We start from the raw sequence: 14,028 nt of genomic DNA on the forward strand, positions 1-14,028 counted from the left end.
TAATGCTCAATTTTGACGGTGTGTTGTTCGACCTCGATGGCACCTTATTGGATACCGCCCCTGACCTAGGCAATGCCCTAAATCATGTGCTGCGCCAGCACGGGGTGAATGAATGTAGTTACGACTTATACCGACCGGTTGCCTCTAACGGCGCCAAAGGCTTACTTGAGTTGGGGTTTGGTGACCAATTCCAACACATCAACTACGACACAGCAAGGCAGTCTTTACTCGACTACTACCATCTAAATATTTGTACTGACACCCAACCATTTGATGGCGTTGCAGATTACTTAGCAAAACTCAATTCCGCATCGATACCTTGGGGAATAGTGACCAATAAGCCAGGTTGGTTGACTGACAAACTACTCCAACACTTTCCCATAATGAGCAAGTGCCAATGCGTTGTTAGTGGCGATACCTATGAAAATAGTAAGCCTCACCCACAGCCGTTATTGGAGGCAGCTAAAGCACTCAACCTTTCGCCTGAGAATACTTTATACGTGGGTGATGCCAAGCGCGATATCCAAGCCGCGCACGCGGCAAACATGCGCAGCGTTGCGGCATTATATGGCTACCTAACACACCCACAAGAAGCTCAAGATTGGCAGGCAGAATATGCTATCCAGCATATTTCTGAACTGAGTGCTTTAAATAAGTTGTGAGTTGCTTATTTTTGTATTTTCTAAAGGGTCAGAGTACTTGAATTTTCTGCAGGGTCAGCGTGTTTTTTAACCTCTAGGCCAATATCAAAAAGCCGTTTACTAGTTTTTCAATATTTGGTTGACTAAACAAGGTATACTAAATCACTGCCTAGTTAACCTTTTCGCCTTGCTGGAAGCCAATGAAAAAGACGTTTGAACTCACTCACCCCAAAATTAAAATCCCTCGTATGCTTGATGCGATAAAGTTTGAAATCAAAAAATATGTCAAACGAGAGCGCAGAAAAGCGTTGCCAGAAGAAGCGACTCATTGGGACTTTGATTGTCGTTTTGGCGTTACCGAAGATGAAGCTAGTGAGGTTCAGTTATCACAGTTAAATAAAAAAATGGACGAAGCAACCGCAATTGGCTGCACTTCATTTTACGTAGAGATACTCGCCAAACCAGTTACCCGCGATTAATTCGAATATGTCACTCAATACCATTGAGCAAAATAGAACCCGTCAGTCTTTAACCGACTATGACGAGATTTGGTTGTTCGGTTATGGCTCATTAATTTACAAAGTCGACTTTCCCTTTATTGAAAAAGTCTCAGCCAGCATTAAAGGTTGGCAACGTCGCCTGTGGCAAGGCAGCCACGATCATCGTGGCACACCAGATAATCCCGGCAGAGTCGCCACTTTGATTCCCGCTGGAAAAGCTACTTGTGTGGGTATTGCGTTTAGGGTCACCCACGAGGTATTTGATCATCTAGACCATCGAGAAAAAAATGGTTATTTACGTCACGAAGTCGACATATTTTTTAATGGCAGTAGTTTAGTTAAAAAAGGCTTAGTCTATATTGCTTCACAAGACAACAAAGCCTTTTTAGGTCATCTCCATGATAAAGAACTTGCCGAACACATACATCGAAGTTCAGGCCCCAGTGGCGAAAATCGCGACTATGTGTTTCAACTCGCGGATGCGCTTCGCGCCATGAATGTGGTAGACGAGCATGTGTTTGCGATCGAACAACAGCTTAAGAATATGTAGCCCAATACTGGGGAACAATCCTATTGCATATTATCCCCTAAACGCACTACCTCTGCTAATAAGTTGGAGCACGATTCTCGCTAAGCTGAACCATGTGGTGCATAAAAATGGACCATCCAACGGCTAACTGGCCTGCCCTACAGATTGAGATTTATTCCGCTGCGATGACGTCAGCCTGAGGCTGGACTAAACTTTTTTAAATATCAATTTAAGGAGCACACTCATGCCTTATTGTGGAACAGCGATTAAGCTCGAAGCGCCGATAACAGCGCGTGAAATACTTTCGATGTTTGCCAAAGAGCAGTGCAACGCGAATCAAGCGCACCCGTTAGATGAGCGCCAATTTAACATTGATGGTGGCTTGAATGACGTAAGAGCAATCCAGCAAGATGATGCACGAATCTATGGATTCTTTTGCCGCTACGACATTGACGTCTCTCGAACAGAAGCTAAAATTCACGCCTTTGCCAGAGACCATGCTTTTGAGTGCAAATTGGTTGATATTGAAGAGGTTAGAAAGGTCAGTTAAGGGACAAATTACTGCGGATTGGAGCTGGCTGAATTAATTAATTCTTAGGCGTAGCCGCCGAGGGTCATGCCTTCCAGATAAGCAATGACAGCGTCAAAATGCCCCTCATCCACAGCTTGTTTGGCAGTGCAACCCAAAGCACTGATGTGAGTATTTTCGTACCAATCAGTAGCTTGCGCAGTGCAATTTTACGAGTGCCTGTCCACGGTATTGTATTTCTGCTTTGACAGCAAAAAGCCCCGTTGGGGCTTGGGGAGTAAACTTAACTGTGTGTGTTCAAACATCATTTGACTAATGATTCATTATTCAGACTTCCAGTATGGGCCTGTAATCATTATTGTGCTGTCACTAGGTTCAAAAGATTCTTCGGTAAAGGATACTCTCGGATATGAGATAGTTCCTTTTATAATTTGATCGACAATAGATTTTGTTGTTTCAATTTTAGCGTCACAATTTTCGGTATATTGCAAAAAGATGAATTCTCGGTCACTTCCTTGAACTGAAGTGCTTGGCGGCGGCAACTCTGAATCTGCTTCGGATGTATATTGTTTAATAAAATCATCCATAAACGCACTGATAATAGTCGCCTTATCTCTTCCGGACTCATCCCCCCAATGAAACTGAATTCTGGTGATACAATCTGACGCTGTATATTTCTCCGCTGCATTACACCCTGAAAAAGCAATAATAGAAAACAAAATTAATTTATTCATAAATAAACTCACTTACTTTTATCCCGCCATTCCCACAATTATCACATGATGCTGCTGAGCGTTTAGTCTCAATGTTCCATCTAAACTTTTCACCAACCTCACCATATATCTCATATATTACTCCCATCGGTAACATTTTCATTACTGAACCGTGCTTTTTAAATGAGAATGTAGGGATAGGCTTACCGTTTTCATCTAACGCCGTGAAGCTAACAGTAAAATACATACCATTTGTTAACGCAATTCCTTGCTCATCTAAATAATTGATTTTAATTTTGTGAGCGCCAGTGAAATTTCCGGTATTTCCCTTACCGTATATTCGCCCGATTTCCTGCCAATAACCTTTGCTTGCTCTAGGGTGATTCAAGGGCCGGGAGGGTTTTCGTATCTCCTTTTTATCTTCTTTGGGTGACACACCAGTTTTTATCCAAACAGGTGTTCCATCGGACTTATAGTAGTCAGGAGAATTATCGCCAGTTACTCTATGTATTATCAATGTATCATTTTGCTCAGACGAATCATTTTCATTATCTTCAACCGATGCTTCTGTGGGTGTTGTTGAATTTCCATGACTTTGAAGCTCAGTGGTTGGTATATTCTCGTTTGATTTTGAAGTTGAATTTTCAGCCCCATTATCTGATTTAGTTGCCTTTGACTTTTTAGAGTTATCCCAATAACCAAAAGCTTTCCCGCCAAAGGTACTGCCACTAATACCTCTTCCCTTGATTCTGGAGTATCCAGAAGGGTCAGTACCCCACAACGGATTGTTCAGTATATAGCTATATGGATTAATCGACTGAGAGTTCCATGCCTCTTGGATGAAAGGGTCAACCCCCATAAACCGCCCAACGTTATAGTCATACACCCGCCCGTTCATATGAACGGCGTATAGCTATAACTTCGACCTATATGCCTGTCTACGCCGCACAAAAAGGCTCTTCGCACACAATGATAGTAATGCGTATCGGTTAAGCTGATTTGTTCCTATCAGGGGGGATTAAATCAGCCCCTGCTTTCCTTAACTAATAATTCCTTTAGCTAAAAAATAGCCGCGCCCAAAAAAGACCTAATAAGAAAAGTGGGTGTCCTATTTAGTCTTAATGAAGGTCAATCTAGAAGTGTCCGAAGCAAATTACGTCCTAAGTTTTTTCCAGTTTTAGCATAATATAAAAATAAGATTCCAAATCCTACTGACGAGAAAACTTCCAATGTAAAAGTTATCCAATTGTCCAAAAATGCTAGACTTAATATAGGACCAATGAGCAGGAAAGCTAGCCCCAAAAACATTGCCAAGAGTCTCATAAGTTTGTTATTCATCATTTTCTCCCCAACATTCAACCGAACAATATGCTCTTGCACCCCATACATAACCTTTAGCACCGACCCCTGCTACAGCCAAGGCACCAGACGCAAACTTAGCTTGTTTGAGTGTTCGCACCATTCTCAAACCTGGTTTAAATTTTCTAGTTCGACTATTGCCATAGAGATTTCTGTTTGCTTGACCAGACAACTTTTCCTCATAATATTCAAATGACTGCTTAGCGGCAAACCCTGGGAGACCCTGCTCGCCAACGAATTCGGCCAAATAATAAGAATCACCGTAATATCTGTCAATACATGCCATCCGACACTGTTTGGCATTTCTACTTAAAATATTCGTCTGTAATGTCTCAGGTAAATATTGCATCCAAGATGAGTTATCAGCAATTAAACCTTCTCCGCTCTCTACACTAGCTAAATCTTCTAGACGTTCTTTTTCTAAATACTTATTTTCCCTCGCATTCCATTCTGCACTTCCTTCTGAATAACTGCCTTGAACAGATGCGCCATATGAAGTTGACGCAATCTCATTAGACGAATTTATATCAGCTGACATATTAGATATGAAGTTATCAACGCCTTCTAATTTTTTCGCTCCATTTGACAAAGCTCCAGTAACAGCTTTCTTATCCGATGAACTTCCTCCTTTAACATCGAAACTCACATTGCCATCACCGTCGGTACTTGCAGAAATTGTTACATTACGAGTTTTATTTATTCTAGATCCAGTTTTAGCCTTGGATTTTACTTTAACCTTTTTAGTTTCCTCTGCACTGTATCCAGAAGGATCAGTAAAGCTCAATGGATTATTCATAACATATGAATAAGGATTTATTCCCTGACTATTCCCACTCCCCTGAATAAACGGATCCACACTCATAAACCTACCAAGGTTATAATCGTACACCCGCCCGTTCATATGAATTAAAACGCTTTATGTCTTGTAGAACTATTTGTTAAAGAGCGACTGTGCGGTCTAAGTCCTGATATCGTATTAGGCTAAAATTTAATAAGTTCTCAGGTAGTTATTAATTTATTTCTTCTGGCATTGAGTATTTCAGTAAAGTGCCAAATTTTTCAGCGTTTCAGGACTAATCTCTGGAAATTAATCATGCCGAAATTAATCATGCCTGTCCATGTAGTTTCTTGTCCTAAGGGGCTTTGATGTCAAAGGTGGGTATCTATGAATTAAATTGGCAAGCAAGCCTCGTATCTGGATACTTTTCGCGAAGATATTTAATAATCTGCTTTTTAACCTTCAGTTTTTCTTCATCATTAAAAACTCTCTTTTCGCAAATTAGTTCTTCAAAAGACAACCCATCGCTCAGCCCTGATTTAGGAAAAGCACCATTTTCTAGCAGTTGTAAAACCAAATTATATTTTTTGAGTGTAAGTGCAGTGTAAACAGAAGTTCCATAAGCTTCATGAACGATACTATGATCGGCTCCATTGTTAATTAACAAATTTACGATGTCGCCATTCCCGGAAATCACGGCCCTATGCAGTAATGACAATTCTCCTCTGAAGTCATGTGTTTTTGTATCGCCTCCATTTGAAAGTAATGAACGAAGAACTTCAAGGTGTTGATAAGTAACCGCTAAGCTCATTGCGGATGTGCTTTTTGAGTTTTTTAGATTTGGCTCGGCACCTCCATTTAACAACTTATTTACAGCTACGACATCGCCATTTTTGGAAGCATGCATTAATGGTGTCAATTCATCGCTTGACTCACTTTTGCTTTCATTGGCATATAACTCGTTCTGTTTTTCGCAACCTAATAAGACAATTAATAGTAAATATATACAAATCTTTAGCTTTATCAATTGTTACCTCGATTTTCCAGAGCTGATTTTACATCTCCAATGCCGTGCATTCCCATCCTTGAAGAGGCATTCATTCCTGTAACAATAGCATAACCTGCTGCCCCAAAATAATAAGGCACATTTCGGATCGTTCTTGTACTTGGCAATTCAATTAAATTTCCGACTTTGGCCGAGAATCGACCAAATGTTGGTTCGGTTTGCATTGTATGTAGCCATTCGCCTTTAACATAGTATGCGTTAACCTTAGAAGCATTGCGCATACCACCATGTTTTTTGATGGTGTTTTTATGCAATCCAGCAGCATTAAACGTATTACTTTTTACTCCAGTAACCAGTGTTGCAAGACTCGTCAGCCCTCCTCCAAGAGAGTGGCCTGTCAGGGAAAGGTTTCCTGCTCCAACTTTCGAAATTATCGTTTCGGTGTTAAGGACGGCTAAGTCATGTTGAAAGCTGAACCGTCCAATCCCCTCTTCAGCATTGGTTGCCAAATCGCCAGTTAAATTCTTAGGGTCAGTTCCAGCAAAAGCGTAAATGTAACTTCCTGCATTCTCGTCAATATAGTGCGCAGATTTGAATCCACTACCAGAATCTTCAAATTCAACACCATTCAATTTGAGTTCGGATAATTCTTCTGGAGTAACTAATCTTACGCCTTCTGGCAACTCTCCTCCTTTACCGTATACGTGCTCACTAATAGCTGCATCACGTTTAGCTTTTTCTTCCTCACTCATTATATCAGAAGTTTTTTCACGTCCCGATTGGCCTCCCTGTGCACCATTATTTTTGTTGTCTGATGTTACAGCCTGATGTTTAGAACCAAAACCAAAGGCACTTCCGCAATACTTGGTAATCCGCATGCAAAATGAAACGATTTCTTACTTAGCTTGAACCTTGTCTTATTTAACTTGAAAGTTTCCTATTTAAACTGAAAAAACCATGCCTAGAAATTCAATGGGGAAATGTTCTCAATTTCGTTGGAAAGGAAAAAAAATGATTCAATTAATAAGCCCCGCTAGGGGGCTTTGAGGTCGTAGTGTGTTGAATTAGAGGTGCCTGTCCATGTTAGTTCCCAAGAAGTCGTTAACCTTTTCTAAATTCCCTGCGTTCAAATTTCGTTGAGGTATTCTCCATTCGATTATCTCAACAAAAAGTGTCGGATCTTTATCTTGATTATGACGACGCTCTTCGCAGCCAACACTAGATGCAACTAGTGAAAGTACAAAAGCTATTCTTAAAAACATAATTTATACTTCTGAAATTAATATCTGCAGGGTAAGAGCACTTTATTTTGAATCAAGTGCTCTATCTATCCTCACTTCACTAACCTTACAACATAAGTAATAACCCAGTCGTCGTTTAGCAATTTATAATTGCAATAACCATTTTGTGGGGGTTCATCACAAGTGCTAACTGTTTTAATATGCATATCTGTATTTGCTCTAGTTAGAAAAATTGTAAATCGTTTGGCAGCGCTTTCATTTAAAGGAACAATTTTCGAGGTCAATCGAAATACGACAAAATTGTTATTTTTGGAAATTGTCGCTGCCTCCACGCCTAAATCATATAGATTTTGGAATTCTTGATAATTACTCAAATAGTGGTCAGGATTACTTTCAAACACCATTTGGTCGAAAAAAATATTGTTATTTCCCAATATTATTTTTTCTACTTTCACAAACGCATCTATATTACTGAGAGTTTTTTTAGATATCTCGTCTACGCTAGCTGCAATATTGTTAATGTCTTCTTGGTCTACTTTAGCATTTTGAACATCACAACCCGATATAAAAATAAAACCAATTAATAAAAGAATAAATTTATTCATTAAACTCTCCTACTGGGTTCCAACGCATGGGACAAGCTCTTTTTCAAAACGGTAAACATTGCTACTTCTGCCGTTTGAGTGAAACCTGCAGAGTCTGAGCATTTGATTTTCTATCATGCAATTCATAGCGAAAATATTCATTGAAAAAATTTGAATTACCCGCTTAAGGTTTTTAACGCGTAGTGCGGATCTGCATCTAAAATTTTTAATAGGGCTTTGGCTGGCCCAGTTGGATGACGACGGCCTTGCTCCCAATTCTCTAAAGTTCGTTTACTGACTCCAATAACATTGGCGAAACGAACTTGACTTAAGCCTGTTTTGGCTCTGATCGCCTTAACTTCTGGTTCAGCGAACGTCTTTGTTCGAGAAGCTTTTAATTTTCCCTGAATAATACCATCCGCTTGTTTGACACTTTCTAGTAACGAATCAAATATTTCGTCATTCACTGTAACCACCTCTTAACAATTTGACTCAATGCTTTGGTCTGCGCATCGGTTAAATTCTCTTGTATATTTTTAGGATAGGCAAACAGCATAAAAAGCTGCTCATCTTGCGACATCCAATAATAAATAATCCTTATTCCTGCACTTTTACCTCGCCCACCTAATGCCCATCGAACCTTTCGCAAGCCACCAGTATTTTTGATCAACATTCCCATATCGGGTTTTATAACCAAAGCTTCTTGCAAATCTTTATATTCATCATCACTCATTAATCGAATAATATGCTTGGTAAAAATTGGGGTTTCAATGATAACCATGTGCAAAGCCATTATACGCCAATGGCGTAGTGCGTCTATTCTTTTTGAAGCCTGCGCAATCTATACTTAAAACTAAGTAATGTCTTTCTATAGAGGAAAGTGAGTATTGAGCGAAGAAATACACAATCTGGCAACACAATAAAGTGTTTACATTGATTTGATGTTTCAGGGATATTCTCATATATAACCATCCATTGGTTTTGAATCCTAAATCAAAGCTAATTGCTAGGAACGTTTTTATGGACTTACTTGTTCATACATTTAGTTTAACGTTTTACCAGGCTACACAAGTCCAGTTCTGTCGCTTTGTTGCTTAGACTTAGCGATCCACAGTTTACAATTGCTGCGTTTACTTTACCTTTGCCTTAGTGTTGTGATAAGCATAAAAGATACCAGATATAGTGCCGTGTTAAAAAATAGACACTATATATCGTGATATTCTAAAAACCTCTATCATCCAATTAAAATATTTTAACCACGTAAATATATTAAAAATTAACTTGCATTCACTCTAACTCAATGAGGAATAACCATAAAAAGTTAGCTAACACTAACCTACCATTTGGTCTAGGTCTAAGTGAACATTTAACCACCAGATATTGGGTTGCAATGATAGATAAACACCTCTATCTTGTGTCTGTCTCACGAAAACAAACTATAAAAAGAAAAACTGGTAGAAAAAACGAAAAAGCGTTTGTAAAGCCAGCAAGTGAGCGAGTTTTCAGGTTTTAAAAACTAATTATAAAAACGAATGTGTTCAACTAAGTTCTGCTTAGTCTGAGCCTTGGCGCTAATTATCTAAACGGCTAATAAAATGAATAATAATCTTTTGGTCACCAAACGCGACGGTGTGCGCGAAGTCCTTGATCTCGACAAAATCCACAAAGTGATAACTTGGGCAGCTAAGGGGCTTAAAAATGTCTCTGTGTCTCAAGTAGAAATTAAGGCTCATATTCAGTTTTATGATGGTATTAAAACCGAAGACATTCATGAAACATTAATTAAGTCTGCCGCTGATCTTATCTCTACTGATTCTCCAGATTATCAATATTTGGCTGCACGATTAGCCGTTTTCCATCTGCGCAAAAAGGCCTATGGACAATTTGAGCCGCCGGCCTTGGTCGATCATGTTAAAGCACTGATCGCCAAAGGTAAGTACGACAAGCACATCATGGAAGATTATAGCGAAGATGAACTTAACGAATTGGATAGCTACCTAGATCACTGGCGTGATATGGACTTCAGTTATGCCGCGGTTAAGCAATTGGAAGGTAAGTACCTGGTGCAAAATCGCGTTACAGGTGAAATCTATGAGAGTGCACAATTCTTGTATATTTTGGTCGCCGCTTGTTTGTTTGCTAATTACCCTAAAGAAACGCGATTAAATTACATCAAGCGTTTTTATGATGCGGTTTCTAAGTTCAAAATATCGTTGCCCACACCTATTATGTCGGGAGTGCGTACCCCTACTCGTCAATTTAGCTCTTGTGTGTTGATCGAAACTGGCGACAGCTTAGACTCAATTAATGCCACCGCCAGTGCCATTGTAAAATATGTCAGCCAGCGCGCTGGGATCGGTGTTAACGCGGGTCGTATTCGTGCATTAGGAAGTGAAATCCGTGGTGGTGAGGCGTATCACACAGGCTGTATTCCGTTTTATAAGTACTTCCAAACTGCTGTTAAAAGCTGCTCTCAAGGCGGTGTACGTGGCGGTGCTGCCACCCTATTTTATCCGGTTTGGCATTTAGAAGTAGAATCGTTACTAGTGCTTAAAAACAACCGCGGTGTTGAAGAAAACCGTGTAAGACACCTTGATTATGGCGTGCAATTTAACAAATTGATGTACACCCGCATGATCAAAGACCAGCACATCACGTTATTCAGTCCATCTGATGTTCCTGGGCTTTATGACGCATTTTTCGCTGATCAGGAAAAATTCGAAGCGCTTTATGTCAAATACGAGCAAGACGACAATATTCGTAAGAAGAAAATCAAAGCTGTCGAATTGTTTAGTTTATTCATGCAAGAGCGTGCCAGTACTGGTCGTATTTACTTGCAGAATGTCGATCACTGTAATACTCACAGTCCGTTTGATCCTAAAGTGGCACCGGTTAGACAAAGCAACCTGTGTCTTGAGATTGCCTTGCCTACTAAACCACTAGAGCATGTGAACGACGAAAATGGTGAGATCGCACTGTGTACATTATCGGCATTTAACCTAGGTGCGATTGAAAGTCTCGATGATTTTGAAGAGATGGCCGATTTAGCCGTTCGCGCGCTTGATAGTTTATTGGATTACCAAGACTATCCAGTACCCGCAGCTCACAATGCCTCTATTGGTCGACGTACCTTGGGTATAGGCGTGATCAACTTCGCTTATTACTTAGCTAAAAACGGCAAAAAGTACTCCGACGGCAGTGGTAATGCATTGATCCACAGAACCTTTGAAGCTATGCAATATTATTTGTTAAAAGCCTCAAATAATTTAGCCAAAGAGAAAGGAGCTTGTCCTAAGTTTAACGAGACTACTTACTCTCAAGGTGTGTTACCCATCGACACCTACAAGAAAGATTTGGACAAAGTCTGTAATGAACCACTTCATTACGACTGGGAAACCTTACGTAAGGATATTGTTGAACATGGTTTGCGTAACAGTACTCTGTCCGCATTGATGCCGTCTGAAACTTCATCGCAAATTTCAAATGCGACCAATGGTATTGAACCACCACGCGGTCATATTAGTATCAAGTCTTCTAAAGATGGCGTATTGAAACAAGTAGTTCCTGACTATGAGAACCTAAAAGAGCAATATGAATTGCTTTGGGACCTCAAGTCTAACGACGGTTATCTAGAATTATGCGCGATTATGCAGAAGTTTATTGACCAAACTATTTCGGCCAACACCAGCTACGATCCGGGTAAATACGAAGGCGGCAAGGTGCCTATGAAGTTGTTGTTAAAAGATTTGTTAACAACTTACAAGCTAGGCATCAAAACCTTGTATTACCACAACACCCGAGACGGTGCGTCTGACAGCTCTAATGTGGAACTCAAAAAAGAGCAATCCAAACCATTGGCGCAAGCGGTAGTGCTAGAAGAAGATGACGATTGTGCTGGCGGCGCTTGTAAAATATAACGTAGAAAATGTGGCGGGTTTCCTACCCGCCATCAATTCACACTTAAGAGCATTATAACTACATGAAATACACAACATTTAATCAGACACGTACCAACCCACTTCTGGAGCCGATGTTTTTTGGTAATCCGGTCAACGTGGCGCGTTATGATCAACAAAAGCACAGTATTTTTGAAAAGTTAATCGAAAAGCAGATCTCTTTTTTCTGGCGTCCTGAAGAAGTAGATGTCAGTAAAGACCGAGTCGATTTTCAATCCTTGAGTGACTCTGAAAAACATATCTTTATTTCTAATTTAAAGTACCAAACACTGCTCGATTCGGTACAAGGCAGAAGCCCAAACATTGCGTTTTTACCGATCATTTCGCTTCCAGAGCTAGAGACTTGGACAGAAACCTGGTCCTTTTTTGAAACCATACATTCTCGTTCTTACACGCATATATTGCGAAACTTGTTTACCGATCCCAGTGCCATATTTGATGACATTGTGGTTAACGAACACATTAAAACGCGCGCCGGTGATATCTCCAAATACTATGACGACTTGATTTTCTATACCCAGCTTTGGCAAACCCAAGGGGAAGGTGTACATACCGTCGATGGTCAAGTGCACAACGTCACTATGCGCGAGTTGAAAAAGAAACTGTATCTTTGCATGAACTCGGTGAATGCATTGGAAGCGATCCGTTTCTACGTTTCTTTCGCCTGTACCTTTGCATTTGCCGAGCGTGAGTTAATGGAAGGTAATTCAAAGATTATTCGTCTTATTGCCCGAGATGAAAATTTACACCTGACTTCTACTCAGCACATCATTAACCTATGGCAAAAAGGTAAAGACGATCCTGAAATGGCTGAGATTGCTGAAGAGTTGAAAGACGAAGCCAAAGCCATTTTCATGCAAGCGGTTGAACAAGAAAAGCAGTGGGCGGGATATTTGTTTGCGCAAGGCTCAATGATTGGGCTAAATGAAGAGATCTTGTGTCAATATGTTGAATATATAGCGAATCACAGAATGTCGGCCATTGGTATGGGACAACCTTTTGATATCACAAGTAATCCCCTGCCTTGGATGAACAACTATTTGAACTCAGATAACGTTCAAGTTGCGCCTCAAGAATCAGAGATCAGCTCATATTTAGTGGGCCAGATTGACTCTGAAGTAAACGCCGGCGACTTCGGTGACTTTGATCTTTAATGACTGAAACCGCTAACTCCTTCGTGATCACTGTCGGTGATCACGAAGATATTGTTTTTACCGATCAAAAAAATATTCTTTCCTGTCTAGAGCAGCATAATATTGAAAGCCATTACCACTGCAGAGAGGGGTTTTGTGGTGCCTGTCGTACTAAATTACTAAGCGGTCAAGTCAATTATACAACGGATCCCCTCGCCTATATTGATGACGATGAGTTCTTGCCCTGTTGTAGCGTTCCAAATTCGAATATTAGTATTAAGGTCGAGTATTAAAGGACTCGAAAATGGCGCTGCTGTTGAGCTTCGCCCATCATGATGTAAGGCGATTTAACCTACAGTTAAGGTTACTTAGGTCTTAACATCTCAAATTTATTCGTTTCATTAATGCTGTAGTAGTCCCCTGCACCACCACCGCGAAGAATGGGTTGGCCTTTTACGGTTTGATATACGCCATTTTCGATCAATGATTTATCGATATGTACGCCCACAACTTCGCCTATCACCAACCAACTGTCACACAATTCACCTTTTGCCGATTGCAGTTGAATAATCTGTGATGTTTTACACTCCATCACCACCGGACTTTCAGCAACCTGAGGGGGGTTAATAATCTTAGACGTACGTTTAGTCAAACCGGCTAATTCGAATTCGTCCTGGCCGGTATCTTTACTGGTTAGATTCATAGCCTGAGCCAACTCAACGGTCGCTAAATTCCAGCAAAACTCGCCAGTTCGGCGCGCATTGTTGAGGGTGTCTTTGTCACCTACACTGGCAAAACCAATGAGTGGAGGCTGGTAATTAAAGGCATTAAAAAAGCTATAGGGTGCTAAATTTGCTTGGCCCTTGTTGGCCAAGGTAGAGATCCAGCCAATGGGCCTAGGCGCGATGATGGCATTAAAGGGATCATGACTTAAGTTGTGACCTAGTTTGGGCTCATAAAAGTGCGTAGTATCAGGCATAGGTTTTCCTTGAGTCAGTACTAGCTAAAATTAGCCATTATATAGGTAGTGTAAATATGCACATATATCAACATTTCCTC

At 40.4% G+C, this 14,028-nt stretch carries 15 protein-coding genes and 2 pseudogenes; 7 read left to right on the plus strand and 10 right to left on the minus strand.

What is annotated here, in order from left to right:
• Window positions 1-2 precede the first annotated feature (2 nt).
• The 4 genes from ABD036_RS01075 to ABD036_RS01090 all read left to right on the plus strand — a co-directional run bounded on the left by ABD036_RS01075 (window position 3) and on the right by ABD036_RS01090 (window position 2,220).
• The gene (locus tag ABD036_RS01075; protein ID WP_343855746.1) at window positions 3-662 is read left to right on the plus strand and encodes an HAD family hydrolase; all 660 of its coding nucleotides are present in this window, start codon (window positions 3-5) and stop codon (window positions 660-662) included.
• A 179-nt stretch (window positions 663-841) separates the two neighbouring features.
• The gene (locus ABD036_RS01080; RefSeq protein ID WP_343855749.1) at window positions 842-1,120 is read left to right on the plus strand and encodes a DUF6172 family protein; all 279 of its coding nucleotides are present in this window, start codon (window positions 842-844) and stop codon (window positions 1,118-1,120) included.
• A 7-nt stretch (window positions 1,121-1,127) separates the two neighbouring features.
• On the plus strand, window positions 1,128-1,691 hold the full coding sequence (locus ABD036_RS01085; protein WP_343855752.1) for a gamma-glutamylcyclotransferase: 564 nt from the start codon (window positions 1,128-1,130) through the stop codon (window positions 1,689-1,691).
• 223 nt (window positions 1,692-1,914) lie between these two features.
• Window positions 1,915-2,220, plus strand: a complete 306-nt coding sequence (locus ABD036_RS01090) for a hypothetical protein (RefSeq protein ID WP_343855753.1) — start codon at window positions 1,915-1,917, stop codon at window positions 2,218-2,220.
• Window positions 2,221-2,522: 302 nt separating this feature from the next.
• Here ABD036_RS01090 and ABD036_RS01095 read toward each other — a convergent pair whose 3' ends face one another.
• From ABD036_RS01095 to ABD036_RS01135, 9 genes and pseudogenes are all read right to left on the minus strand, one after another.
• On the minus strand, window positions 2,523-2,933 hold the full coding sequence (locus ABD036_RS01095) for a hypothetical protein (protein ID WP_343855754.1): 411 nt from the start codon (window positions 2,931-2,933) through the stop codon (window positions 2,523-2,525).
• A 732-nt stretch (window positions 2,934-3,665) separates the two neighbouring features.
• Window positions 3,666-3,816: pseudogene (locus ABD036_RS19170) on the minus strand (RHS repeat-associated core domain-containing protein); the annotation flags it as partial.
• Between the two features lie 5 nt (window positions 3,817-3,821).
• A pseudogene (locus ABD036_RS01105) lies at window positions 3,822-3,911 on the minus strand (Type I secretion system protein TolC); the annotation flags it as partial.
• 331 nt (window positions 3,912-4,242) lie between these two features.
• Entirely contained in the window at window positions 4,243-5,133 is an 891-nt protein-coding gene (locus ABD036_RS01110; RefSeq protein WP_425542531.1) for an RHS repeat-associated core domain-containing protein, read from the minus strand.
• A gap of 301 nt (window positions 5,134-5,434) precedes the next feature.
• Entirely contained in the window at window positions 5,435-6,076 is a 642-nt protein-coding gene (locus ABD036_RS01115; RefSeq protein ID WP_343855759.1) for an ankyrin repeat domain-containing protein, read from the minus strand.
• On the minus strand, window positions 6,073-6,933 hold the full coding sequence (locus ABD036_RS01120; protein WP_343855762.1) for a Tle-like phospholipase domain-containing protein: 861 nt from the start codon (window positions 6,931-6,933) through the stop codon (window positions 6,073-6,075). Before ABD036_RS01120 ends, ABD036_RS01115 begins: the two co-directional genes overlap by 4 nt.
• Before the next feature lie 455 nt (window positions 6,934-7,388).
• Window positions 7,389-7,901, minus strand: a complete 513-nt coding sequence (locus ABD036_RS01125; RefSeq protein WP_343855763.1) for a hypothetical protein — start codon at window positions 7,899-7,901, stop codon at window positions 7,389-7,391.
• Window positions 7,902-8,056: 155 nt separating this feature from the next.
• Window positions 8,057-8,347, minus strand: a complete 291-nt coding sequence (locus tag ABD036_RS01130; RefSeq protein ID WP_343855765.1) for a helix-turn-helix domain-containing protein — start codon at window positions 8,345-8,347, stop codon at window positions 8,057-8,059.
• The gene (locus tag ABD036_RS01135) at window positions 8,344-8,661 is read right to left on the minus strand and encodes a type II toxin-antitoxin system RelE/ParE family toxin (protein WP_343855766.1); all 318 of its coding nucleotides are present in this window, start codon (window positions 8,659-8,661) and stop codon (window positions 8,344-8,346) included. Before ABD036_RS01135 ends, ABD036_RS01130 begins: the two co-directional genes overlap by 4 nt.
• A gap of 814 nt (window positions 8,662-9,475) precedes the next feature.
• Between ABD036_RS01135 and nrdA the strand changes: the two genes are divergently transcribed.
• The 3 genes from nrdA (at window position 9,476) to yfaE (ending at window position 13,262) form a co-directional block, all read left to right on the plus strand.
• Window positions 9,476-11,797: a class 1a ribonucleoside-diphosphate reductase subunit alpha gene (nrdA, locus tag ABD036_RS01140; RefSeq protein WP_343855768.1), complete on the plus strand. Its 2,322-nt coding sequence runs from the start codon at window positions 9,476-9,478 to the stop codon at window positions 11,795-11,797.
• Between the two features lie 62 nt (window positions 11,798-11,859).
• Entirely contained in the window at window positions 11,860-12,990 is a 1,131-nt protein-coding gene (nrdB, locus tag ABD036_RS01145) for a class Ia ribonucleoside-diphosphate reductase subunit beta (protein WP_343855771.1), read from the plus strand.
• Complete coding sequence (gene yfaE, locus ABD036_RS01150; protein ID WP_343855774.1) at window positions 12,990-13,262, plus strand: class I ribonucleotide reductase maintenance protein YfaE; 273 nt, start codon at window positions 12,990-12,992, stop codon at window positions 13,260-13,262. The genes nrdB and yfaE overlap by 1 nt, the downstream gene beginning before the upstream one ends.
• Window positions 13,263-13,333: 71 nt before the next feature.
• Here yfaE and ABD036_RS01155 read toward each other — a convergent pair whose 3' ends face one another.
• Window positions 13,334-13,948: a flavin reductase family protein gene (locus tag ABD036_RS01155; RefSeq protein WP_343855775.1), complete on the minus strand. Its 615-nt coding sequence runs from the start codon at window positions 13,946-13,948 to the stop codon at window positions 13,334-13,336.
• Window positions 13,949-14,028: the final 80 nt, after the last annotated feature.

This window comes from Aliiglaciecola litoralis (assembly GCF_039523355.1).
GTDB lineage: Bacteria > Pseudomonadota > Gammaproteobacteria > Enterobacterales > Alteromonadaceae > Aliiglaciecola > Aliiglaciecola litoralis.